20 protein-coding genes are annotated in these 24,001 nt (G+C 71.4%); 9 read left to right on the forward strand and 11 right to left on the reverse strand.

Annotated features, from left to right (window positions below; translation table 11 throughout):
• Positions 1 to 235 precede the first annotated feature (235 nt).
• The 5 genes from AB0I52_RS01690 (at position 236) to AB0I52_RS01710 (ending at position 5,744) form a co-directional block, all read left to right on the forward strand.
• Complete coding sequence (locus AB0I52_RS01690; protein WP_363067904.1) at positions 236 to 757, forward strand: MarR family winged helix-turn-helix transcriptional regulator; 522 nt, start codon at positions 236 to 238, stop codon at positions 755 to 757.
• A 23-nt stretch (positions 758 to 780) separates the two neighbouring features.
• The gene (locus AB0I52_RS01695) at positions 781 to 3,282 is read left to right on the forward strand and encodes an MFS transporter (RefSeq protein ID WP_363067906.1); all 2,502 of its coding nucleotides are present in this window, start codon (positions 781 to 783) and stop codon (positions 3,280 to 3,282) included.
• A 176-nt stretch (positions 3,283 to 3,458) separates the two neighbouring features.
• Positions 3,459 to 4,277, forward strand: coding sequence for a YceI family protein (locus AB0I52_RS01700; protein WP_363067908.1), 819 nt, complete (start codon positions 3,459 to 3,461; stop codon positions 4,275 to 4,277).
• A gap of 26 nt (positions 4,278 to 4,303) precedes the next feature.
• Positions 4,304 to 4,774, forward strand: a complete 471-nt coding sequence (locus tag AB0I52_RS01705) for a PPOX class F420-dependent oxidoreductase (protein ID WP_363067910.1) — start codon at positions 4,304 to 4,306, stop codon at positions 4,772 to 4,774.
• A 28-nt stretch (positions 4,775 to 4,802) separates the two neighbouring features.
• Entirely contained in the window at positions 4,803 to 5,744 is a 942-nt protein-coding gene (locus AB0I52_RS01710) for an NAD(P)-dependent oxidoreductase (protein ID WP_363068299.1), read from the forward strand.
• A gap of 37 nt (positions 5,745 to 5,781) precedes the next feature.
• Here the strand turns inward: AB0I52_RS01710 and AB0I52_RS01715 are convergent, their stop codons facing one another.
• Together AB0I52_RS01715 and AB0I52_RS01720 are read right to left on the reverse strand one after the other, a co-directional pair.
• On the reverse strand, positions 5,782 to 6,543 hold the full coding sequence (locus AB0I52_RS01715) for a TetR/AcrR family transcriptional regulator (RefSeq protein ID WP_363067912.1): 762 nt from the start codon (positions 6,541 to 6,543) through the stop codon (positions 5,782 to 5,784).
• A 92-nt stretch (positions 6,544 to 6,635) separates the two neighbouring features.
• Positions 6,636 to 8,159, reverse strand: a complete 1,524-nt coding sequence (locus AB0I52_RS01720) for an MFS transporter (protein WP_363068301.1) — start codon at positions 8,157 to 8,159, stop codon at positions 6,636 to 6,638.
• 141 nt (positions 8,160 to 8,300) lie between these two features.
• Here AB0I52_RS01720 and AB0I52_RS01725 point away from each other — a divergent pair, with 141 nt between their 5' ends.
• The gene (locus AB0I52_RS01725; RefSeq protein ID WP_363067914.1) at positions 8,301 to 9,170 is read left to right on the forward strand and encodes an endonuclease/exonuclease/phosphatase family protein; all 870 of its coding nucleotides are present in this window, start codon (positions 8,301 to 8,303) and stop codon (positions 9,168 to 9,170) included.
• A 16-nt stretch (positions 9,171 to 9,186) separates the two neighbouring features.
• Here the strand turns inward: AB0I52_RS01725 and AB0I52_RS01730 are convergent, their stop codons facing one another.
• The 6 genes from AB0I52_RS01730 to AB0I52_RS01755 form a co-directional block, all read right to left on the reverse strand.
• Positions 9,187 to 11,379 (reverse strand): glycosyltransferase family 39 protein, encoded by a 2,193-nt coding sequence (locus AB0I52_RS01730; RefSeq protein ID WP_363067916.1) that lies wholly within the window; start codon positions 11,377 to 11,379, stop codon positions 9,187 to 9,189.
• Complete coding sequence (locus AB0I52_RS01735; protein ID WP_363067918.1) at positions 11,376 to 12,731, reverse strand: bifunctional glycosyltransferase family 2/GtrA family protein; 1,356 nt, start codon at positions 12,729 to 12,731, stop codon at positions 11,376 to 11,378. Before AB0I52_RS01735 ends, AB0I52_RS01730 begins: the two co-directional genes overlap by 4 nt.
• A gap of 26 nt (positions 12,732 to 12,757) precedes the next feature.
• Positions 12,758 to 14,335 carry a HAMP domain-containing sensor histidine kinase gene (locus tag AB0I52_RS01740; RefSeq protein WP_363067920.1) on the reverse strand — a complete coding sequence of 526 codons (1,578 nt, stop codon included), beginning with the start codon at positions 14,333 to 14,335 and terminating at the stop codon, positions 12,758 to 12,760.
• A gap of 4 nt (positions 14,336 to 14,339) precedes the next feature.
• Complete coding sequence (locus AB0I52_RS01745) at positions 14,340 to 15,080, reverse strand: response regulator transcription factor (protein ID WP_363067922.1); 741 nt, start codon at positions 15,078 to 15,080, stop codon at positions 14,340 to 14,342.
• A gap of 99 nt (positions 15,081 to 15,179) precedes the next feature.
• Positions 15,180 to 16,064 carry an amidohydrolase family protein gene (locus AB0I52_RS01750; RefSeq protein ID WP_363067923.1) on the reverse strand — a complete coding sequence of 295 codons (885 nt, stop codon included), beginning with the start codon at positions 16,062 to 16,064 and terminating at the stop codon, positions 15,180 to 15,182.
• An 81-nt stretch (positions 16,065 to 16,145) separates the two neighbouring features.
• Positions 16,146 to 17,090 (reverse strand): DUF2797 domain-containing protein, encoded by a 945-nt coding sequence (locus AB0I52_RS01755; RefSeq protein WP_363067925.1) that lies wholly within the window; start codon positions 17,088 to 17,090, stop codon positions 16,146 to 16,148.
• 81 nt (positions 17,091 to 17,171) lie between these two features.
• On the opposite strand from AB0I52_RS01755, the gene AB0I52_RS01760 reads away from it, so the two are divergent.
• Together AB0I52_RS01760 and AB0I52_RS01765 are read left to right on the forward strand one after the other, a co-directional pair.
• Complete coding sequence (locus AB0I52_RS01760; protein WP_363067926.1) at positions 17,172 to 18,119, forward strand: RNA polymerase sigma-70 factor; 948 nt, start codon at positions 17,172 to 17,174, stop codon at positions 18,117 to 18,119.
• A 94-nt stretch (positions 18,120 to 18,213) separates the two neighbouring features.
• A complete protein-coding gene (locus tag AB0I52_RS01765; protein WP_363067927.1) occupies positions 18,214 to 19,440 on the forward strand; it encodes an FAD-dependent oxidoreductase in 1,227 nt (408 codons plus the stop codon).
• Positions 19,441 to 19,541: 101 nt separating this feature from the next.
• Here AB0I52_RS01765 and AB0I52_RS01770 read toward each other — a convergent pair whose 3' ends face one another.
• Complete coding sequence (locus tag AB0I52_RS01770; RefSeq protein WP_363067928.1) at positions 19,542 to 20,738, reverse strand: cell wall protein; 1,197 nt, start codon at positions 20,736 to 20,738, stop codon at positions 19,542 to 19,544.
• Between the two features lie 296 nt (positions 20,739 to 21,034).
• Positions 21,035 to 21,355, reverse strand: a complete 321-nt coding sequence (locus AB0I52_RS01775) for a hypothetical protein (protein ID WP_363067929.1) — start codon at positions 21,353 to 21,355, stop codon at positions 21,035 to 21,037.
• A gap of 425 nt (positions 21,356 to 21,780) precedes the next feature.
• Here AB0I52_RS01775 and AB0I52_RS01780 point away from each other — a divergent pair, with 425 nt between their 5' ends.
• Positions 21,781 to 22,314 (forward strand): NUDIX hydrolase, encoded by a 534-nt coding sequence (locus tag AB0I52_RS01780; RefSeq protein ID WP_363067930.1) that lies wholly within the window; start codon positions 21,781 to 21,783, stop codon positions 22,312 to 22,314.
• Here the strand turns inward: AB0I52_RS01780 and AB0I52_RS01785 are convergent.
• On the reverse strand, positions 22,292 to 23,638 hold the full coding sequence (locus AB0I52_RS01785; protein WP_363067932.1) for a hypothetical protein: 1,347 nt from the start codon (positions 23,636 to 23,638) through the stop codon (positions 22,292 to 22,294). The genes AB0I52_RS01780 and AB0I52_RS01785 overlap by 23 nt on opposite strands.
• Between the last annotated feature and the right edge of the window lie 363 nt (positions 23,639 to 24,001).

Raw genomic sequence — 24,001 nt, forward strand, 5'->3', positions numbered from 1 at the left:
GTCCGGTCCGCCCGGGGACCGGGCTCCGGACCGTACCGCCCGCGCCTCCTGTGTGGCACGAGACACATCCGCCACTCGCACACCGCACACGCTGGGGCTTTGACTTCAGCTCTACGGAGCCTTTTGCGTTCCTTTACTTATGCAAGCCCTTTTTCATTTGCCTGCAGCAACCAACGGCTTCTATCGTTGCCCTAAGCAACAAGATGATCGGTATGAAGATGTGTCTGGGGGTCCCGTGGCTGCACGGAGTCAGTACGAAGAACTGGCCCGGCAGCTGAGCGCCATCGGCGCCGTGAAACGAGGACTCGCCCGAACCCTGCCGGCCGAATGCCCCGCTGGCTCCGCGGCCGTACTGGCTCTGCTGAGCCGGCACGGCGAAATACGCATCAGCAGACTGGCCGAACTGCTCGACGTCAACATGTCGGTGACCAGCCGACACGTCGCCCACGTGGCAGAACGCGGCTGGATCGAACGGTGCCCGGACCCGGCGGACAAGCGTTCCCGGATCCTGCGGCTGACCCCCGCGGGCGATGACGTGCTCGGCGACCTGAACCGCCGGACCACCGAAATGTTTGTCCACCATCTCCAGGATTGGTCCGACGAAGAGGTCGGGCAGCTCAACACGCTGTTGGCCCGGCTGCGCGACAGCTTCTCCTGTCGCGGTTCCGGCGGGTGCGCCCCCGGAAGACACAGCGGCGACTGCCGCTCCCGGCCGGCCGACGGCAACGACGGCTCGTACACCCGTACACCCGTGTAACAGAAGCAAAGACAAGGAATTAAATGGCTACGACCACACCAACCGGTGTGCGGGGCGGCCACGCCAAGCACGGAGGGAACGATTCCTCCGCCGGCACGCCGATGACACACCGGCAGATCATGGAAGCACTCACCGGGCTGCTGCTCGGCATGTTCGTCGCGATCCTGTCGTCCACCGTCGTCTCCAACGCCCTGCCGGAGATCATCTCCGACCTCGGCGGCGGTCAGAGCGCCTACACCTGGGTCGTCACGGCCTCGCTGCTGGCCATGACGGCGACGACCCCCCTGTGGGGCAAGCTCTCCGACCTGTTCAGCAAGAAGCTGCTGGTCCAGATAGCACTGATCATCTACGTGCTCGGCTCGGTCGTCGCCGGTCTGTCGACCAGCAGCGGCATGCTGATCGCCTGCCGTGTGGTGCAGGGCGTCGGCGTCGGCGGTCTCTCCGCCCTCGCCCAGATCGTGATGGCCGCGATGATCGCCCCGCGCGAGCGCGGTCGTTACAGCGGCTACCTCGGCGCGGTCTTCGCCGTCGCCACCGTCGGCGGCCCGCTGCTCGGCGGTGTCATCACCGACACCAGCTGGATGGGCTGGCGCTGGTGCTTCTACGTCGGCGTGCCGTTCGCGGTCATCGCCCTCATCGTGCTCCAGAAGACCCTGAAGCTCCCGGTCGTCAAGCGCGAGGTCAAGGTCGACTGGACCGGTGCCTTCTTCATCAGCGCCGCGGTCTCGCTGCTGCTCCTCTGGGTGACCTTCGCGGGCGACAAGTACGACTGGATGTCCTGGCAGACCGGCGTGATGCTGGCCGGCTCCCTGCTCCTCACCCTGCTCTTCGTCTTCACCGAGTCCCGGGCCCGCGAGCCGATCATCCCGCTGCGGCTGTTCCGCAACCGCACCATCACGCTGGCCTCGCTGGCCTCGCTGTTCGTCGGTATCGCGATGTTCGCGGGCACCGTCTTCTTCAGCCAGTACTTCCAGCTGGCGCGCGGCAAGTCGCCGACGATGTCCGGTGTGATGACGATCCCGATGATCACGGGCCTGTTCATCTCCTCGACCCTCTCGGGCCAGATCATCACCAAGACGGGCCGCTGGAAGGCCTGGCTGGTCAGCGGCGGCTTCCTGCTCACGGCCGGTCTCGGGATGCTCGGCACCATCCGGTACGACACCACGTACTGGCACATCGCGGTCTACATGTTCGTGATGGGTCTCGGCATCGGCATGATGATGCAGAACCTGGTGCTCGCCACCCAGAACCAGGTCGACCCCAAGGACCTCGGTTCGGCCAGCTCCGTCGTCACCTTCTTCCGTTCGCTCGGTGGCGCGATCGGTGTCTCGGCACTGGGCGCCGTCATGGCGAACCGCGTCACCCACTACGTCAAGGACGGCCTGACGGACCTCGGTCCCCAGGGCGCGTCCATGGACACCGGCGGCGGGGGCATCCCCGACCTGGACAAGCTGCCGGGACCGGTCCGTACGGTCGTCGAGGCCGCCTACGGACACGGCGTCGGTGACGTCTTCCTCTACGCGGCTCCGGCCGCACTGCTCGCCTTCGTGATCACGATCTTCATCAAGGAGGTCGCGCTGAGGACGAACGCCGCGAACGACGCCCCGGCCCGGCCGGAGGCAGCGGCCGCGGCAGAGACGCCGGCCGACGCGGCGGTCCTCGCCGAGGTCCCGTCCGGTACCGCGGCACTGGTCTCCGAGGGAACGGCCGGCGTCACCGCGGTCGACACCCTTCAGGCCGCTCCGGTGGCGACCCTGCGGGGCACCGCGGTACGCGGTGTGGTGCGCGGCGCCGAGGGCGCACCCGTCGGGCACGCCGCCGTCACGCTGATCTCGCTGGGCGGCCGGCAGCTCGGCCTCTCGGCCGCGCAGGCCGACGGCGGCTACGCCCTGGACGCCCCGGGCGCAGGTTCGTACGTACTGATCGCGTCCGCCGACGGCTTCCAGCCGCAGGCGTCCACCGTGGTCGTCGGCGAGGAGCCGCTCACGTACGACATCCTGCTCGCCGGTACGAGCGGGCTGGCCGGAACCGTGCGGGCCGCCGAGGGCGGTGCGCCGGTCGAGGGCGCCATGATCATCGTGACCGATGTGCGCGGCGACGTGCTGGCCACCGGCAAGTCCGGTGAGGCGGGCGAGTTCGCCTTCGGTGAGCTGGTCCCCGGTTCGGTGACCGTCGCGGTGAACGCGGCCGGGTTCCGCCCGATGGCGCTGCCCGTGGAGGTCGGCGGCCAGGGTGTCACCCGGGTCGACGCCGCACTGCGGTCCGGTGCGCTGGTGCAGGGTGTCGTGCGGGCCGGTTCCGGTCTGCGGCCGCTGCCGGACGCCCGCGTCACGCTGATCGACGCGGCGGGCAACGTGATCGCCAACTCCACGACCGGGGAGGACGGGGCATACGCCTTCGCCGACCTGGACGCGGGCGAGTACTCGGTCATCGCGACCGGATACCCGCCGGTGGCGGGCGCCCTGACCGTGGCCGGTCGCGGGATCGACGGCCACGACATCGAGCTCGCCCACCCCGGCGAGTAGTCAAGACCCCTGGCGGGACAGCACTTCGAGCGGAGAGGCTGTCCCCGCCGGTGGAAATGGGCCCCGGTGGCGGGAACGGCAGGCAGGGGACGGCCTGCCGTCCCCGCCCCGGGGCCCGACTCATAGAGTGACCCGTTCCGTGAGCGGGCGGGTCATGAGCAAGGAGAGAGAACGGGATGGGACTTCGCGCACAGGTACGGACGCGGGACGGCTGGGCCGTCCAGCACGCGGTCGTGACGGTCACCGACATGACCGGTACGCAGGTGCTGCGGGCCGCCGCCGACGAGGACGGGGCGGTACGGGCCGACGCCCCGCTGTCCGCGGGCGCGTACACCGTGATCGTGACGGCGGTCGGGTACGCCCCCGCCGCCTCGACCGCCCTCGTGACGGCCAGCGGCCGGATCGAGGCCGGCACGGTGGTACTGGCCCGCCAGGGCGGGGTGGAGCTGCCGCCGCCGGGCGCCTGGTCGCTGGACCCGGCGCACTCCTCGGTGGGCGCGGTCGCCCAGCACCTGGGGATCTCCAGCGTGCACGGCCGGTTCACCGAGTTCGGCGGCCGGATCGAGATCGCCCAGGACGTGCAGCGGTCCCGGGTGGACGCGGTCATCAGCGCGACCAGCATCGACACCGGCAACGGAATGCGGGACAAGCACCTGCGGTCCCCGGACTTCCTCGACACGGACCGGTTCCCGGAGATCACGTACCACTCCAGCGGGCTGACCCCGGCCGGCCCCGACCGGTGGACCGTGCACGGTGAGCTGTCGCTGCACGGGGTGGCGCGCCCCATCGACCTCGACCTGAGCTACCTCGGCACCGGCCCCGACCCGTGGGGCGGCGTGCGCGCGGCGTTCCGGGCGACGGCCGAGCTGCGCCGCGAGGACTTCGCCATGAACTACAACCAGGTGATCCAGGCGGGCATCTCGGCGATCGGCACCACGCTGCGGGTGGAGCTCGACATCCAGGCCGTGCAGGGCGATTCCCTTCCGGCCGCGTAACCGTCCGCGGTCGTAGGGTCTGTTCCATGGCATCCAACATCGCGACCAACACCGCCGTGGAACTCGACGGACTGCTGGCATTCGTACGGCCCAGGCACCGGGCCATCCTGCTGACCACCCGGTCCGACGGCCGCCCCCAGGGCTCCCCGCTCACCTGCGGCGTCGACGACGCGGGCCGGATCGTCGTCTCGACGTACCCCGAACGCGCCAAGACCCGCAACGCCAAGCGGGACGACCGGGTGAGCGTGATCGTCCTGTCCGACGAGTGGAACGGGCCGTGGGTGCAGATCGACGGCTCGGCCGAGGTGATCGACTCACCGGACTCGGTCGAGCCGCTCGTCGAGTACTTCCGCAACATCTCCGGGGAGCACCCCGACTGGGACGAGTACCGGGCGGCGATGGTGAAGCAGGGGAAGTCGATCATCAGGATCACGCCCGAGCGCTGGAGCCCCATCGCCACGGGCGGCTTCCCGGCGCGGCCGGCGTCCGATGACTGACCCGATACCGGACCGGGTGACGGACCGGATGACCGTCCCGCCGGTCAGTGCCGAACACCTCGCGCGGGCGCGGCTGCTGGCCGCGCCCGGCCTCACCGCGTCCGTGGTCCGCTCGCTGGAGCGGACCGCCGGGCGGCCGGTGGAGCGGACGGGCGCGGACCCCGCCGTTCCGGACGGTCCCTACGTGTACGTGGGGGCGGCGCTGCCCGAGGCGCTGCGCGGGGACGGGCTGCTCTGGTTCCACAGCGTGAACGCCGGTACCGACGCCCTGCTGGACGCCGGGCCGTGGCCGTCCGGGGCGCTGCTCACCCGGACCGTCGGCCGGATGGGCGAGCGGATCGCGCAGTACGTGCTGGCGTGGGTGCTGGCCGACTGCCAGTTCGTCCCGGAGTTCACGGCGCAGCACGCGCGGGCCGAGTGGCGCCGCGTCCCCGGCGAACTCGTTTCCGGGCAGACCGCGTTGATCCACGGCACCGGCCGGATCGGCTCGGCCGTGGCGGGGCTGCTGCGGGCCTGCGGCATCCGGACGGTGGGCGTGGCGCGCACCCCGCGCGAGATCCCGCCCGGCTTCGACGCGATGGCCGGCCCGGACGAGCCGGTGGACGCCCGCTGGGTGATCGCCGCGCTTCCGCTGACCGGGGAGACGGCGGGCCTCTTCGGGGCGGACCGGTTCGCGGCCATGGGCGGCGCCTCGTTCATCAATGTGGGCCGGGGTGCGACCGTGGACCTGGTGGCGCTGGAGGCCGCGCTGCACGCGGGGACGGTGGGGCGGGCGGTGCTCGACGTGCTGGCGGACGAGCCCGCGGGACCCGGTGACCGCTGCTGGCGGCTGCCCCGGACGGTGGTCACCTCGCACTCCGCGGGCATCACCGCGGACGACGACATCGTCACGGACTTCGCGGCGTGCCTGCGGGAGCTCGTCGCGGGCCGCGTCCCGGCACTCGCCGTGGACCCGGCACGCGGCTACTGACGGCGGGCGCGCCCCGGCGGGACTCCTGGAACCCGGCCTATCCCCGTCCGCGCATCGCCTCGATGCCCGCGATCAGCAGGTCGAGGGCGAAGGTGAAGTCCCGCTCGCGCATCTCCTCGACGGTGTCCCCGCCGCGCGCCTCGATCAGGCGCTGCGAGGCCGCCATCAGGTCCTTCAGCTGCGGCTGGGCGCGGATCGTGCCCAGCGCCTGCCGGTAGAACTCGTCCTGGCTGAGTCCCGCGTCCGCGGAGCGCTGCACGACGTGGCCCTCGATGGTGCCGAACCCGTACACGAACTGGAAGACCGCGGACATCGCGCCCGTCCGGTGCCGCAGCGGCAGTCCGGTGGCCCGGATGACGTCCTGCATGGCGTACGAGAAGAGCAGCGAGTGCGGGCCGATGTTCAGGAAGTTCCCGGCCAGCGCCGACGCCCAGGTGTGCCGGACGAGCATGCTCCGGTAGCTGGTCGCCAGTTCGCGCAGCCGTTCGCGCCAGTCGGCGTCCGTGCGCGGGGGCGCGATCTCGGCGAAGACCGAGTCCAGGGCCAGCTCCAGCAGGTCGTCCTTGGTGTCGACGTACCAGTAGAGGGACATCGCCGTGACGTTCAGCTCGGCGGCGAGGCGGCGCATGGAGAACTTGGCGAGGCCCTCGGCGTCCAGCAGCCGGACCGAAGCCGCCGTGATCCTCTCCCGGTCGAGACCGGCCGGCTGGTCGGATTTCCGGCTGCGCGTCGGTGCCCTGCCGTCGAGCCACACACTGGTCCTGGCAGGGTTCTTCACGCGATCGGCCGCGGACACCATGGCGCACTCCCTTGTCTCGCCGGCGGGACGAACCGGGTACGTACTCCATGCCCAAAACCGGAGTCGTACGGTCCGGAACGTCCCGCCCGATGCTATGCCGCTACCGCGGCCGGGTCAGCCTGAGCTGATTCTCCCCGCTCGGCACGGCGCAGCAGCACGGCGGCCAGCACTCCGCCCACCAGCACCGCCACCGCCCCCACCAGCTGGCTCGTCTCCAGACCCGAGGCGAAGGCGTCCGTGATGCGCTGTCGCTCCCCCGCACCGCTCGCGGCGGCCAGTGCGGCGGGCAGCGAGGCGGCTCCCACGGCCGTCGGGACGAGCGCGGCGAAGCGGGAGTTCAGGACCGCGCCGAGCACCGCGACCCCGAGGCCGTTGCCGCATTCGGCGAGGGTGCCGTTGACCCCGGCGCCGACGCCCGCCTTCTCCGGCGGGATCGCGCTCATGATCGCGTTGGCCATGGCGGGAGCGGCGAGCGAGATGCCCGCACCCATCACGACCAGGCCGAGCAGCATGCCCCCGTAGCCGCCCCGGCCGAGCAGCGCGATCGAGGCCAGACCGGCGGCGAGCAGCCCCATCCCGGAGGCGATGGTCACGGGCGTGCCCAGCCTGGGCAGCAACCGTGCGCCCAGCCCGGCGAGGTTGAGCACGATGACGCTCACGGCCAGCGGAGCCGTCCGCAGACCGGCCTCCAGCGGACCGTAGCCGAGGACGAACTGGAGCTGCTGGGTGAGCAGGAACAGCGAGCCGCCCATCCCGAACGCGACCAGGATCGCGCCCGCGACCGCGCCGACGAACCGCTGGTTCCGGAAGAAGTGCATGTCGAGCATCGGATATGGGATGCGCAGCTCCCACAACACGAATCCGGTGAGGACGGCCACCCCGGTGAACGCGGTCAGCAGCACCTGGCCGGAGGTCCAGCCGTGCCCCGGTCCGGAGATGATCGCGTACACGAGCGCGGTCATGCCGACGGTGGAAAGCAGCGCGCCGAGGAGATCGGGGCGGTCCCCGGTCCCGCTCCTGGACTCCGGCACCAACCGCGCCACGGCCACCAGGCCGAGCACGGCGACCGGGATGTTGACGAGGAAGATCGCTCCCCACCAGAAGTGGTCGAGCATGACCCCGCCGATCAGCGGGCCGACCGCGAAGCCGAGCGAACCGACGGTCGACCAGATCCCGATCGCCTTCACCCGCTCGGTGTCGTCGAAGATCTGGACGACGACGGCCAGCGTCGTGGTCATCAGCAGGGCACCGCCGATGCCCATACCGGCGCGCGCGGCGATCAGTTGCGCGGAGGTCTGGGCGAGCCCGGCCACCAGCGAGCCGATCCCGAAGAGGGCGAGCCCGGCGATCAGCATCTTCTTGCGGCCGTAGCGGTCGGCGGAACTGCCGGCGGTCAGCAGCAGACCCGACTGCACGAGCGAGTAGGCGTTGATCATCCACTGCACATCGGCGGTGGTGGCGTTCAGTTCGCGGGTGAGGGAGGGGATCGCGATGTTGAGGACGGTGTTGTCGAGCACCACGGTGAGCTGTGCGAGGCAGATGACACCGAGGATCAGCCAGCGCTGCGGATGGCTCGTCGGAGCGAGGTGGTTCTGCTCGGCGGCGGTCGCCGTCATACGGACTCCCGGACGTTCGGTCATGGACCTGTACGGTGTACAGGAAAGTAGTTATACACCGTATAGGGGCTCCCGTCCGGCGTACGACCGGCTTTCCCGGGGTACGGTGCCGGTCGCTGATCCGACAAGGGCTGGAGTGGTATGTCACTGCGTCGTCGTACGGTGGAAGTCCTGCTTGCCGCAGGCCTGTTGGGGACGGTGCTCGCACCTCCCGCGACGGCTGCCGGGCACGGCCACGGGCAGGAGCGGCTGGTGCCCCTGCGGGTCGCCACGTACAACATCCATGCGGGTGCGGGCATGGACAACGTCTTCGATCTCGACCGGCAGGTGGCCGAGCTCCGCTCGCTGGACGCGGACGTCATCGGGCTCCAGGAGGTCGACGTCCACTGGGACGCCCGCAGCGAGTGGCGGGACCTGGCGGGCGAGCTGGGCCGGCGGCTCGGCATGCGGGTGTCGTTCGCCCCGATCTACAGCCTCGACCCGGCGACCGCGGGTGCGCCGCGGCGCGAGTTCGGGGTCGCGGTGCTGTCCCGGTACCGGATCGTGAGCGCCGAGAACCACGACATCACCCGGCTCTCGACCCAGGACCCGAACCCGGCGCCGGCCCCCGGACCCGGCTTCGGCGAGGTGGTGCTGCGGGTGAAGGGGCTGCCCGTGCACGTGTACGCGACGCACCTCGACTACCGCGGCGACCCGTCCGTACGGACCGCCCAGGTGGCCGACACCCGCCGGATCATGGCCGAGGACCGGAAGGAGGAACGGGGGCCGGTGCGCCAGATCCTGCTCGGCGACTTCAACGCGGCGCCGACCGCCCCGGAGCTGGCCCCGCTGTGGGAGAACCTGACGGACGTCGAGCCGGGCGGCCCGACCTTCCCGGCGCAGGACCCGGTGCAGCGGATCGACTACGTGGCCGTGTCCAAGGACACCGTGCGGGTACGCGGCGCGGCGGTGGCCGAGACACTCGCCTCGGACCACCGCCCCGTCGTCGCCGACCTGTTGCTGCGGCGCTGAGACCTTCCTGCCCCCCTCAGCCGCTCTTCGCCGGCCGGGTCAGGTCGTAGAACGTGGCGCTGCCCGCCGTGACCTTCTCGAAGTTCGCCTCCACCCAGGCGGAGATCTTCGACGAGGTACCGCTGTCGCCGCCCATACCGCCACCGCCGCCTTCTCCGCCGGAGACGAAGTAGTGGATGCGGCCGTCCTCGACGTACTTCTTGAACTGGGAGAGCGTCGGGGACGGGTCGCTGCCGTTGAAGCCGCCGATCGCCATCACCGGGTCACCGGTGGCGAGCTGGTAACTGGCGGCGTTCTGCGAGCCGATGGCCGCGGCGCTCCAGGTGTAGTCGTCGGCGTTCTCGGCCAGGAGCTTCTTGGCCGCGGCGTCGACGGACGCGCCGTTGAGCAGCCCGCCCATGCCGCCACCACGGCCACCGCCACCGAAGCCTTCGCCCGTGCCGGGCACGGCACCGGGCTGCCGGCCTTGCTGCTGTCCCGGCTGCTGTCCCGGCTGCTGTCCCTGCTGCCCGCCTTGCTGCGCCGTGCCGGGCCGGCCCTGGGCCTGGCCCTGCTGGTTGCCGGTCGGGGGCTGTCCGCCCTGGCCGCCCGTCGGGGGCTTCATGCCACCGCCGGGGCCGCCGCGCCCGCCACCGCCACCGCCACCGCCGCCGAATCCGCCCATCCCGCCGGCGGACGGGCCGGCCGTCACGATCGAGCCCTGGTGTCCGGTGTTCAGCGTGTTCAGCGTGTACGCGACCGGCCCGGCCAGCGAGGCGGCGAAGCCCAGCCCCACGGCGGCGAGGGCCAGTTGGCGCCCCAGCCGGGCCGCGAGCAGCAGGCCGACCGCGCCCACGAGCCCGGCGACCAGTACGGTCAGCCGCAGCCACGGCAGGTAGTCCGGGGTCCGCCCCAGCAGCACGTACGACCAGAGCGCCGTCGCGGCGACGGTGAGCGCGAGCGTGGCCCCCGCCCACCAGCGGGACCGCTCCTCCCACAGGACCGTGACGCCCATGCCGATCAGCGCCGCGATGTAGGGGACCAGGGCGACCGTGTAGTACTGGTGGAAGATGCCGGCCATGAAGCTGAACACGCCCGCGGTCATCAGCAGCGAGCTGCCCCAGGCGAGGAAGGCCGCCCGGACCGTGTCCGTCCTCCTGGCCCGCCAGGTCAGCCAGACGCCCGCGACCAGCAGGATCAGTGCGGCGGGCAGCAGCCAGGAGATCTGGCCGCCGATCTCGGAGTTGAACATCCGGCCGAGGCCGGTCTCGCCCCACTGACCGCCGGACCCGCCGCCGCGACCGCCCCCGCCGCCGACGCTGCCGGTCTCCTCGCCGTTGATCCGGCCGAGCCCGTTGTAGCCGAAGGTCAGCTCAAGGAACGAGTTGTTCTGCGAGCCGCCGATGTACGGGCGTGAGGAGGCGGGCCACAGCTCGACGATCGCCACCCACCAGCCGCCCGCGACGACCATCGCGAGGGCCGAGAGCCCCAGCTGGCCGAACCGCTTCCCTACGGAGACCGGTGCGAACACCGCGTAGAGCACCGCCAGCGGCGGCAGGATCAGGAACGCCTGGAGGGTCTTGGACAGGAATGCCAGACCGACCGCGACGCCCGCCCACACCAGCCACTTGGTGCGGCCGTCCTCCATCGCGCGCAGCACGCAGTAGACCGTGACGGTCATCAGCAGCGCGAGCAGCGCGTCCGGGTTGTTGAAGCGGAACATCAGCGCGGCGACGGGCGTCAGCGCGAACACCGCCATGGTGATCAGCCCGGCGGCGGCGCTGAACCGGCGCCGCACGGCGGCGTAGAGCACCCCTGCCGTGGCCACGCCCATCAGCACCTGCGGGAGCAGGATCGCCCAGGAGCTGAGGCCGAGGACGCGCACCGACAGGGCCATCGGCCACAGGGTGGCCGGGGGCTTGTCGACGGTGATGGCGTTGGCCGAGTCCAGCGAGCCGAAGAAGAAGGCCTTCCAGCTCTGGCTGCCGGCCTGCGCGGCCGCGGAGTAGAAGGAGTTGGCGTAGCCGGAGGCGCTGAGGTTCCACAGGTAGGCCACCGTGATGACCAGCAGCATGCCGAGGAAGGCCGGACGCGCCCAGCGGGGGTCCTCGGGCCGGCCCCGCCACCCGCGGTGCGGCAACGACCGGCCGGGGCGCCCGTGGTCCACGGGAGCGGCGGGCGGGGGCGCGTCCGGCGAGGACGGGAGGTGATCGGGATGGAGCGTGGTCATCGGACGTTCCTCAGGTCGTTGCGGGTGTCATCGGCCGGGGCGGGGGAGGCGGCCGGGGCCGGGGAGGCGGGGACGGGGACCGGGCCGGAGGCTGGAAGCGGAGCCTCGCGGTCCGGGAAGACCCAGGCGCGGAAGAGCAGGAAGCGCAGCACCGTCGCCGCGAGGTTGGCCGCGATCAGCACGGCGAGCTCGGTGGAGTGCGAGGGCGCTCCGGTCGCCGCCCCCAGCGCGGCGAGCGAACCGCTGGTCAGCGCGAGGCCGATGGCGAAGACCACCAGGCCCTGCGCCTGGTGGCGGACGGCTCCGCCCCGGCCGCGCACCCCGAACGTGAGCCTCCGGTTGGCCGACGTATTGGCGACGGCCGACACCAGCAGCGCGCCCCCGTTGGCGATCTGCGGGCCGGCGCCCAGCCGGAACAGCGAGTACAGGGCCAGGTAGAAGAGGGTCGAGAGGGCGCCCACGACACAGAACCCGACGAGCTGCCGGGCCAGTCCGCGCGGCACCCCGCCGATCCCCCGGTCGCGCGGGTCGTCGCCGAAGGGCCGGGCCAGCCGGTCCAGCGGCAGCGCGCCGACGGCCAGCGCGCGCCCCACCCGCCAGACGCCCTTCAGGTCCTCGGTCGCGGTCCGCACGATGTGGACCGTCGAGTCGGGGTCGTCGACCCAGTCGACCGGCACCTCGTGGATGCGCAGCCCGGCCCGCTCCGCGAGCACCAGCAGCTCGGTGTCGAAGAACCAGCCGGTGTCCTCGACCATCGGCAGCAGCCGCTGCGCCACATCGCGGCGGATCGCCTTGAACCCGCACTGCGCGTCGCTGAACCGGGCGGCCAGCGACGAGCGCAGGATGATGTTGTACGCCCGCGAGATGAACTCCCGCTTCGTCCCCCGCACCACCCGCGAACTGCGGGCGAGGCGCGAGCCGATGGCCAGGTCGGAGTGGCCGGAGATCAGCGGGGCGACCAGCGGGAGCAGCGCGTTGAGATCGGTGGACAGATCCACGTCCATGTAGGCGAGGACCGGGGCGTCCGAGTGCGACCAGACCGTACGAAGCGCCCGCCCCCGGCCCTTCTCCTCCAGCCGGAAGGACCGCACCCGGGGGAGCGCCGCCGCGAGCCGCCGCGCCACCTGCGGGGTCCGGTCGGTGCTCGCGTTGTCCGCGACGGTGATCCGGAAGGCGTACGGGAAGGTGCGCGCCAGATGGTCGTGCAGCCGCAGCACACACGGTTCGAGGTCCTTCTCCTCGTTGTAGACGGGTACCACCACATCGAGTACGGGGGCACCTGCCGTGTCGCCCGCGCCGGCCAGGAGGTGTTCCCGGGCCGGCAGGGTGCCCCAAGGAGTGTCGGTTCGCATGACATCGACACTCGCCAACCGCGCTGTCACACCCGTGTGCTGAGCCTGTGGCCGGCCTGTGAGTGCGCGGGGGCGTTGGGCGTGGATCCCGGGTACCCGGGATCCGCCGGGAGATGGACGGCGAACACCGTGTCCCCCGGCACCGACCGCACCTCGGCGAGACCGCCGTGCGCGGCGGTGACGGCCTGCACGATCGCGAGGCCGAGCCCCGTCGACCCGGCGTGCCGGGAGCGCGAGGCGTCCCCGCGGGCGAACCGTTCGAAGACGTGCGGCAGCAGCTCCGCCGGGACACCGGGCCCGTTGTCCTGGACCTCCAGGGTGACCCAGGGACACCCGTCTGCGGCGCGCACCCGGGCCGTGACCGTGGTCCCGGGAGGGGTGTGCGTACGGGCGTTGGCCAGCAGGTTGACCAGCACCTGCTGGATCCTGGTCGGATCGGCCCGTACGGTCGCGGGCACCTCGGGCAGCTCAAGCCGCCAGTGGTGCGTGAGCCCCGGCCCGTCCGGGGAGGCCGTCCGGCCCGCGACGCGGGCGTCGCTCACCGCGTCTATGACGAGCGGTGACAGATCGGTGCTCTCGTACGAGAGCGGCCGTCCGGCGTCCAGCCGGGCGAGCAGCAGCAGATCCTCCACCATGCCCGTCATGCGTTCGGCCTCGGACTCGATCCGTCCCAGCGCGTGCCGGGTGTCGGGGCCGGTGTTCTCCCGTCCGCGCCGGGTCAGTTCGGCGTATCCGCGGATCGAGGCGAGCGGGGTGCGCAGCTCGTGGCTGGCGTCGGCGACGAACTGACGGACCCGCATCTCGCTCTTCTGCCGTGCGTCCAGCGCCGAACCGACGTGTCCCAGCATCCGGTTGAGGGCCGCGCCGACCTGGCCGACCTCGGTACGGGGATCGGCCTCGGTCTCCGGGACCCGTTCGAACAGGGCGACCTCGCCGCTGTGCAGCGGCATCTCGGAGACCCGCGTCGCGGTGGCGGCCACCCGGCGCAGCGGCCGCAGGGCGACAGTGACCATGGCGGCGCCCGCGATCCCCGCGGCGATGAGCCCGGCCCCGGTCACGCAGACCTCGACGAGGATCAGGGTGCTGAGGGCCTTGCTCACCTCGGCGGTGGGAATCCCGATGAGGACGGTCGTGCCGTCGCGCATGGAGACGGCCTCCACCCGGTAGCCGCCGAGTCCGGGCAGCTCGACATCGTGCGCGTGCCGGTCCGCGCCGACACCGGCCGCCTCCAGCACATGCTGCTGGGCGCCGGTCAGCGGCTCGTTGCTCGGCTGCACGCCGGGCCCGCCGGCCTTCACGACCACCGAGTCGGTGACCGCACCGTCCGCGAGGACGACGCCGAACGTATTGAACGGCTGGCCTCCCCCGCCTATGAACCCGAGCGGCTCCTTGTTCTTGAGCCCACCGGGTACGGGCGCGCCCGGCAGCCGCTCGGCCCGGACCACGATGTCGCGCAGCTGGTCGTCGAGCTTCCCGTACATGTAGCTGTGGAAGGCGATGGCGGTGACCGAGCCGATCACGGCCGCGACGACCGCGATCAGCGTCACCGCGGAGACGACGAGCCGGGTCCGCAGCGTCCACGGCCCCTTCCGCAGCCGTCGCATGCGGTTACTCACCGGGCTTGATGAGATATCCCGCCCCGCGCCGGGTGTGGATCATCGGCGTCCGGCCGGCGTCGATCTTCTTGCGCAGGTACGAGATGTACAGCTCGACGACATTGGCCTGGCCGCCGAAGTCGTAGTTCCAGACCCGGTCCAGGATCTGCGCCTTGCTCAGCACCCGGCGCGGATTGCGCATCAGGAAGCGCAGCAGCTCGAACTCGGTCGCGGTGAGGTGGATGCCGGCACCGCCCCGGCTCACCTCGTGACTGTCCTCGTCCAGCATCAGGTCGCCCACGGCGAGCGTCGACTCGCTGCGCACCGTCGCCGTGCCCGACCGCCTGATCAGCCCGCGCAGCCGGGCCACGACCTCCTCCAGGCTGAACGGCTTCGTGACGTAGTCGTCGCCGCCCGCGGTGAGCCCGGCGATCCGGTCCTCGACGGAGTCCCGCGCGGTCAGGAACAGCACCGGTACGTCGGAGAGTTCCCGGCGCAGCCTGCCGAGGACGGCGAGCCCGTCCATGTCGGGCAGCATCACATCGAGGACCACCGCGTCGGGCCGGAAGTCACGGGCGGTACGGACGGCACCGGCACCGTCCCCTGCGCTGCGCACCTCCCAGCCCTCGTAGCGCAGCGCCATGGAGAGCAGCTCGGCCAGCGGGGCCTCGTCGTCCACGACCAGGACCCGGACGGGGCTGCGGTCCGGCCTGAGCAGTTCGGTGCGCCCCTGGGGCGAGGTCGTCGTCATCATGCCCCCACCCTGTGAGACGCCCCTGAGAGAGTTCTTTCCCGATTCTGTGAATTCCCTGAGAAAGGCGGTACCGGCCCGGCTCAGCGGTACCGGCCCCTCTCAACAGTCGAACAACGCCTTCGCGTTGTCGTGGCAGACCGCCCGCAGCCAGTCGTCCCCGAGCTCCAGCCGCTCCAGGGCGTGCAGCTGATGGGCGTACGGGTACGGGATGTTCGGGAAGTCCGTCCCCAGCAGGATCCGGTCCCCGAGCGCCGCGAGCCGCCCCCGCTCCGCCGTCGGGAAGGGGGTGAAGCCCTCCGTGAAGTCGGTGAACGCCATCGTCGTGTCGAGCCGCACCTGCGGGTACGCCTCCGCGAGCGCCAGGAACTCCGCGTACTCCGGCATCCCCATGTGGGCCACGACCAGCCGCAGCCGGGGATGCCGGGCGAGCAGCCGGCCGATCGGTTCCGGCCCGGTGTGCTTCCCGGGGGCCGGCCCGGACCCGCAGTGCATCACGACCGGGACCCCGGCCTCGGCGAGCAGCCCCCACACGGGTTCCAGCAGCGGATCGTTCGGGTCGTACGCCCCGACCTGGAGGTGCGACTTGAAGACCCGCGCCCCGCCCCCGACCGCCTCCGCCACGTACCGCTCCACGCCCTCCTCCGGGAAGAGGGTGGCGGTGTGCAGACAGTCGGGCACCCGGCCGGCGAACCCGGCCGCCCAGCCGTTCAGCCAGGCCGCCATGCCCGCCTTGTGCGGGTAGAGCATCGAGGTGAACCGGCGGACGCCGAACGAACGGAGCAGCGCGAGCCGTTCGTCCTCGTCGTGCCGGTAGGCGATCGGCCACTCCATCCCGGTGAGCGGACCGGCGGAGTCGAAGTAGGCCCAGACCTTGCGCAGCACCTGCTCCGGCATGAAGTGCGTGTGGACGTCGATGAGCCCCGGCAGCCCGAGCCGCTCCCAGAACCGCACCACGTCGTCGCGGCCCGCAAGACCCTCACTCATCCGGCACCCTCTTCTCCGATGATCCGATCGCCCGCCGGCCCGCCGGCCCGCTCTTCGCTTGGCCCCGTCCGTCCGACGATCTCAGAACAGCCCGTCCTGCGACACGCCGCCCCCGACGCCGACGGTCGGCACGCTCACCCCGGCCTCCGGGCCGGCCGCCGCCAGCGCCCAGCCGGTCATCAGCCGGGTGTCCACCACGACGATGCCGTCCGCACCGGTCTCCAGATGCAGATCGGGCCCGGCCGCCGCGACCAGCCGCCCCGCGACCGCACCCCCGCCCACCAGCCCGGTCACCGCCCGCACCACCCCACCACTCCCACTGCCCCCACCGACCTCACCGGCCTCACCGACCTCACCGGCCTCACCGGCCTCACCGGCCTCACCGAGCCCGAAGATCCCCGCGTGGTCGACGGCCTCGAACGGCAGCCGCTCCAGCGCCTCGGGCCAGCCGCCCCCGTCGAGCGCCACGGCACGCCCGTACAGCTCGCCCACCTCACCGGCCCGCTCGGCCGCCCCCGGGAGCTCCGCCCGCACCACCCGCTTTCGCGCGTACGGAATCCGGTCCGGCACCCCGAGCGCGGCCCGGAGCAACTCCTCCGCCCGCCGTGCCGCCATCAACGGACCCCGCCCCAGCCAGCTGAAGACCACCGCCCCCTGCTCCCGCAGCCGGGCCGCCCCGCGCGCCTCGGCCGTGATCCCCACCTTCACCATCTCGGGCCCGAACCAGGCCAGGTACACGCGGTAGGTACGCGGGTCGTCGGGAATCGTGTCGGCCGCCACCGAATGGGCCCGGTCCAGCCGCCCGCACTCCGGACACCGGCCCCCGGTGCTCCGCGCCGCCACCACGGCCCCCACCGGACACGCGTTCCCCCGGGCCCCGGCGCAGCCCCGCACCCCCTCGGCGCGGAACCCGAACCCGGCCCCGTACGCCAGCGCGCTCCCCCGGACCTCGCGCCCCTTCCGCCACCCGAGCACGGGACCGCCCCGTTCCTCGGGCCACCGAAGCCCGGTGCACTGCCATTCCATACGTGAACCGTACGACCGGACACTGACAACGGGCGCGGGGGACCTGGAGGACGCGCAACGGACGTGACTAGGATTCCGGCCATGGACCTGACCGTGCAGGACGTGGACCGGTTCGAGGCCTCCAGGCCCCGCCTGGAGGCCATCGCCTACCGTCTCCTCGGCTCGGCGAGCGAGGCCGAGGACACCGTGCAGGACACGTTCCTGCGCTGGCAGGCCGCCGACGTCGACCGGATCGAGGTCCCCGAGGCCTGGCTGACGAAGGTCCTCACCAACATCTGCCTCAACCAGCTGACATCGGCCCGCGCCCGGCGCGAGACCTATGTGGGCCAGTGGCTGCCCGAACCGCTGCTCGCCGGGGACTCGATGCTCGGCCCGGCCGAGACCGCCGAACAGCGCGAGTCGGTGTCGTACGCGGTGCTCACCCTCATGGAACGCCTCTCGCCCAACGAGCGGGCGGTGTACGTGCTGCGCGAGGCGTTCGGCCATTCGCACCGGGAGATCGCCGAGATCCTCGACATCACCGAGTCCGCCGGCCAGCAGATCTTCCACCGCGCCAAGAAGCACATCGCGGAAGGCAAGCCCCGCACGGAGGTCGACGAGGCCGCCACCCGGCGGATCGTCGAGGAGTTCCTCACGGCCGCCACCAGCGGCCGGACCGAACCGCTCGTACGGCTGCTCACCGAGGACGCGGTCTCCATCGGCGACGGCGGCGGAAAGGTCCCGGCCCGTGCCAAGGCGTTCGAGGGCGCCCTCGCGGTCGCGACGTTCATGCGAGGCCTGTTCAAACCCGGCAAGGCCAAGCGCGCCCTGGTCGGCGGCTCACCCGGGGTCTACGTCACGACCGCCAACGGCGCCCCGGCCATCGTGGCGGTCTTCGAGGGCCGGGTCATCGGGATCATGTGCCTGGAGATCACCACCGAGGGCATCGCCGCGATCCTCAACCAGGTCAACCCCGACAAGCTCGAACGCGCGACCCAGCACTGGGCGGCCGCCGACGGCCACGGAGAACCCCTGTTCAACGCCTTCTAGCTCCATGTGTGATGCACATCACACCCTGCTCCTGTCAGAAAACGGCGGGCCGCCCGGTTCAAGGGGCGAACCCGCGCCAGACAGGAGCAGGGAAATGCAGCATCGAATCATCGTTCTCGGAGCCGGATACGCCGGAGCCACCGCCGCCGGACGCCTCGCCAAGCGCCTGCGCCGCGAAGACGTCGCGATCACCCTCGTCAACGCCGAGCCCGACTTCGTCGAGCGGGTCCGGATGCACCAGCTGGCGGTCGGCCAGGGCCTCAGGCCCCGGCCGCTCAGCAAGATGTTCGCGGGGACCGGGGTCGAGCTGAGGCTCGCGGAGGTCACCGGCATCGACGTCGACCGCAGGACGGTCAGCGTCGTGGAAGCGAACAGCGCCCAGGAACAGGAGCTGGAGCAGGAGCAGGAGCTGACGTACGACAGCCTCGTGTACGCCCTCGGCAGCAGCTGGAACACCCAGGGTGTCCCCGGCACCGCCGAGCACGCCCACGAGATCGCCGGCCGCCCCGGAGCACTCCGGCTGCGCGAGCGGCTGGCCCGTCTGGAAGCCGGCCGGTCCGTGGTCGTCGTCGGCGGCGGACTCACCGGGCTGGAGGCCGCGACCGAGATCGCCGAGTCCCGCCCGGACCTCGACGTGGCCCTCGCCGCCCGGGGCGGACTGGGCGACTGGCTCTCGCCCAAGGGCCGCCGGCACCTGCGCCACGTCTTCGACCAGCTCGGCATCACGGTGCACGAGAGCACCGCCGTCACCGGCGTCGAGACCGACCACGTCACCACCGCCGACGGCACGTCCGTCCCGGCCGCGGTCACCGTCTGGACCACCGGCTTCGCGGTCCACCCGATCGCGCGGGCCACCGCCCTGGAGGTCAGCGGCACGGGCCAGATCGTGGTCGACGCAACCATGCGCTCGGTCTCGCACCCGGACGTGTACGCCGTCGGCGACGCGGCGATGGCGATGGGCCCCGGCGACAAACCCCTGCGGATGTCCTGTGCCTCGGGCGCCCCCGCCGCCTGGCGGGCCGCCGACGCCATCGCGGCACGCCTGACCGGCGGCAAGCTCCCGAACACGCCGCTCCGCTACTTCAACCAGTGCATCTCACTGGGCCGCAAGGAGGGCCTGATCCAGTACGTCACCGCCGACGACCGCTCGGTCCGGGCGGCCCTGACAGGACGGCTCGCCGCCGTCTACAAGGAGCTGGTCTGCAAGGGAGCGGCATGGAACGTCGCCAACCCGACCTTCGGCATCCCGTCCCGCCGCCGCCGCGTCGTCCGGGCCGGGCAGCATCCCCAGGAGGCTGCGGCGGCCAACGCCGAGGCCTGACCCGCGGCGAGCCGGGCCCATGCCGATGCCGGGCACGGAGGCTCACCGCTTCTGTGCCCGGTACCGCTTGAGCAGAGCGGATCCGCTCGCCCCCACACCGGTCACGTCAGAGCAGGGTCGTGCCGGGCGCCGGTACGACCACGGCGCACCCCGGTGAACTCGTACAGCAGCACCTCGTCCACGAGCCGGTTCGTGTACAGACGGCGGGTGTCCCGCTCGCCGAGGTTCTCCAGGGCGGCGAGCACCAGCCCCGGGTCCGTCGCGGCGGCCGAGCGTAACTGGAGAACCTCGGTACGCGTCAGCCCTTCGATTCCGTACGACGCGCCGTCGGCCCCCACCGGCACCACGCTCCCGGCCGACTCGGCCGACGCCTCCCGCACGTCGGTCACGGCACGGCTGAACGCCTCGGGCGCGTTCGTACCCTCATGCCCCACGGGCACTCGGTCGACTGCCAGGGCCGCGGTGATGCGGGCCGCCGGACGGGCCGGGCGCCAGCCCATGGCCATCGCGTAAAGCTCGGCAGCGATGTCGCGGGCACCGAGGCCGCGGTCGATGAGCGGGCGCAGCGCGTACGCGAGGCGGCGCAGCCCCTCGTGCTGCGTCCAGGCGACGAGGGGGCGCACCTGCCGGGCGACGGCGATGTCCCGGGCGACCTGCAACGGGGAGCGCGGCGGCACACGGCCGGATGTCGCGCGCCTGCGCGAGGTGTAGTTCAACCTCCCACTCACATCAGCCTTGCGTACGTCGTGGTGGGGCCCGGAAGAATGGGGTGCACGCCCGCCTGAACCGCGTCTCCGCAAAGGCGAGTTATCCACAGGACGGACAGGCCGGGGCTTCACCCGCGCGCGCTCCACCGCGCGAGTCCGGCCCGCGTCCGTCACGCCGCTCACCCTCGCCCCGTATCCGGCGCCCTCCAGGCGGTGACCCATCGCCGAGTCGTACACGGCCGGGATCGTCGCGGCATAGATCGTCGCGGTGCCCGCGTACCGGCGGCCGGGCAGACGCAGATTCCGCTTCGTCCCGTGCCGCTGCCACACCAGCGCACCCAGCTCCCGTAAGACCCGGACGTGCCGCTTCACCGTCGCCACCGACACCCCGCACCGGGCGGCGGTGCCCTCCAGGTCGTACAGCACGAAACCGAGCCGGTAGTCCATCCGCCCGGCCAGATCGCGCGCGACGGCCAGCGTCGTCGCCCCTGCCCGGCGATGCAGACCCGCCTCTACGAGCCACACCACCGCTCGCAGCCACGCACGCGGCCGGGCGCACCGGGAGGCTGTCGCGTCGACCTCCTGGAGCACGCGGGGAACGGGGGTCCATGCCGGATCCGGGCATGACGGAGAAGCGCAGCACGAGGCCGCGCCGGTGGGGTGGCGCATCACAGTCCGTGGGGTGAGGGGCGGCCGGTGGGACCGCGGGGGTCGCGGAGAAGGGGGCCGTCGCGGACGGCTCAGGGCGCGGGAGTGGTCACCACGCGGTTACTGGCCCTACGATCGAACGCGAATCCTTCTCTTCACATGGGTGGATTTCGGATCGGCGGGGTGATGACCCGCTGGTCACTACGGCCGGGCGGTCTCTACACCGCTCGGCCGTTCTGCTATTCGGCGGCAGGCCCTTGCGCTTCGCGGTCGGCCCTGCGACGTTGCGCTCCGCTCAGCCCCTTGCCGATCTGCTGGGCGCGGGCTGCAGAAACGCCACCAAGGAGCTGGCCTATTTCCTTCCACGTCCTACCTTGTGCCTTCAGGGCGTTGACACGCTGCTGCCGTAGTTGTCGGAGATTCGTCTGATAGCTGGGCCAGTCCTCCAACACCCGCGAGACGGCCAAGGCACAAGCCTCGTCGTCCTCGATGTCCCTGAATGCCGCAATGGCTTCCATCAAACGTTTCACCTCCTCGGTCTGCTCACGGTCATTCGCCATACCCGCGCTCCCTCCTGCGGCGCGGCCAGCACGACTGTAAACCCCAGGGTTGACGAAATTCAAGCCCAGGGTTTAACTTCGTTCTCGCGAGGCCGACCAACGGTCCCGTAGCAACAGAACGGCCCCGGACCGGAGTTCGCACCTCCGCAGGGCCGGGGCCAGTCAGAACCCTGAAATCACCAGGAGACCGACCACACGCCATCCTTCCACCACGGGCCCCCTGCCCGACAGGCGACTCGTCACGCTGCCGCCGGTCATGAGGGACTGACTGCCCAGCAGCAGCGGGCTGTGCACTGCGCCTTCTGCGGCACAGCCCTGCACACGGGCGTCACAACTGCGTTTCCACGATGCCGTGATGCCCTGAACACGACCTGCCTCCCTACTTGCTCTGAGATGCTGGAGGCCGATCGAGAGGGGCCGCAGCGATGCAGTGGAAGATCCACGGGGAACGTCCGATCTACGAGAACAGCTGGGTGAACCTGTGGCTCACCGACGTCGAAACGCCCGATGGGAACCGCTGGGAGCACCACGTCGTCAAGCTCCGGCACTTGGCCGTGGCAGCCGTCGTCAACGAGCGGCGCGAGGTCCTGATGATGTGGCGGCACCGCTTCATCACGAACGCTTGGGCGTGGGAACTGCCCATGGGGTTGGTCGAGGAGAACGAGACGCCGGCTGAAGCCGCTGCCCGTGAGGTGCTGGAGGAGACCGGCTGGCGGCCCGGCCCGATCAAATCCCTTATCTACGCCGAGCCGGCCAACGGCATCACCGACTCCCAGCACCACGTCTTCCGGTCCGATGGAGCGACCTACGAAGGACCGCCGACCGAGAAGAACGAGTCGGACCGGATCGAATGGATCCCGCTGGCCGACGTCCGGGGCATGATCGACCGGCGCGAGATCGTCAGCAGCGGATCCCTGGTCGGGCTGCTCTACGTGCTCATGGACGAGGCGATCCGCTGACCTGGCCGGGCAGTATTTCCCGGAGCCGGGACTCGAACTCCACTGCGGCCGGTTCCTGGCGGAAGGGCTCCAGCTGCTCGTAGAACTCACGGAGGTGGCCGGCGACTCGCTGCGAACTGACGGCAGCCGCCGGGACCAGGGCATCCATCGCCGTGTGGCACGCCTCGTCGAGCTTGCCGCGCTGCAGTTGGGTGCGGGCGAGCCAGAATGCGTGGAAAGCGCGGCCTCGGTGGTTCGCCTGATGCTCTCGGCGGAGAGCGTCCGCGATGAGGGGTTCGGCAAGGGCGGCTTCGCCCAGGCGGCCGTGCGCGATGCCTGTGTCCACGATCAGTTTGGGCTCGTCGAAGTAGACGACCCAGGCCGGGTCCGGATCGCCGGTACTGATCCGGCCGAAGTGGGTGTGGGCTTCCGAGATCGCGGTGTGGGTCGCACCGTGATTCCTCAGGGTGGCGTGGGCGAAGGCTTCACGCATCGCGAGCATGGCCAGCACGCGCGGTGTCGTCTCTACGGCGGCTCGGGTCTGGTCCTGCGCTGCGGCGACGAGAGCGAGGGCATCCCCGGGCTTGTCCTCGTAGGTGGCCTGGAGGCTCATGCAGGCGAGGACGTTGGCCATGAACTGGCGATCGTCGATGGCCCTGGCCAGCCCCAAGGATTCGGTGAAGTAGGCGCGTGCCTGGTTGAACTGGCGGGCATCGAAGTACGTCCAACCGGTGAGCCGGGCCAGCTCGGCCGCAATGCCGTGCAGGCCGTTCCGCATGGGCGCGGGGCGCTCCCCCCCAAGGAGACCGACGACGTAGCGGAGCTGGCCGACGACCGCCGGCCGTAAGATCTCGCCGCCGTGTTCGTCGTCCCGCCGCCAGTAGTCCGTGATCGACGAGTGCAAGGCGTCCAGCATCGACGGGCTGAGGTGTCTCTCGGCCGCCAGGGCGAGGATGCTGTCCACGTCCGCCCCGGGCAGACCCTCGGCCAACTGCACGTCGACGGAGACCGGTTGCTCCGAGGGTTCTCGTGGGGTGACGGTCAAGTTCCGCGGCGTCTCCCACGAGCGCCGGGCCAGACCGAGCATGTGGCCGGGGATGCGCAGTCCGTCAGAGATCCGCTCGATCACGTCCATGTGCAGCAGCTGCCGCCGCCCCGAGATCACCTCGCCGACGCGGCTGGGAGTGAGGTCGCAACGTCGCGCGATCATCGACGGGTAGATGCCCGCTCGCGCTTTGACCAGCCGAAAGATGCGGCCGAAGTCTCTGGCTCGGCATGCCTCGATCATCACCGGGTCCGTGAGCAGCCTGACCGGGAGTTCCTTCGAGTGGGGTGGCTCGGACATCGGCACGCTCCAGCATGAGAACTACAGATCGTCACTCTTTACCAACCGAGGGTGATGTTACCCAGGTTGGGTATTCCGCCTGGCCTTTCCGGGCGAGCCCGCAGATCGCGATGCTCCTGACCATGGCGAACGGACAGGACGACGTACGAATGACACTGCGGGTCTCGCGCGACTCCGGCCGAACGTGGGGGTCTCTCACCGAGGTACGCGTGGGGGATGATCCGGTCCTCCCGGACAACCCTGGCAGCTTCCCGCCTTGCGCATGCCGTCGCTGCGCGGAGCGGAACTCCGTCGGCTCTCTGCGGCTGGTGTCGTGATGCGGTGCACACACTGGCGCCGGGTGCCCCCGGACCTGGCACGGGA

Origin of the sequence: Streptomyces sp. NPDC050423 (assembly GCF_040655445.1) — a bacterium.
GTDB lineage: Bacteria > Actinomycetota > Actinomycetes > Streptomycetales > Streptomycetaceae > Streptomyces.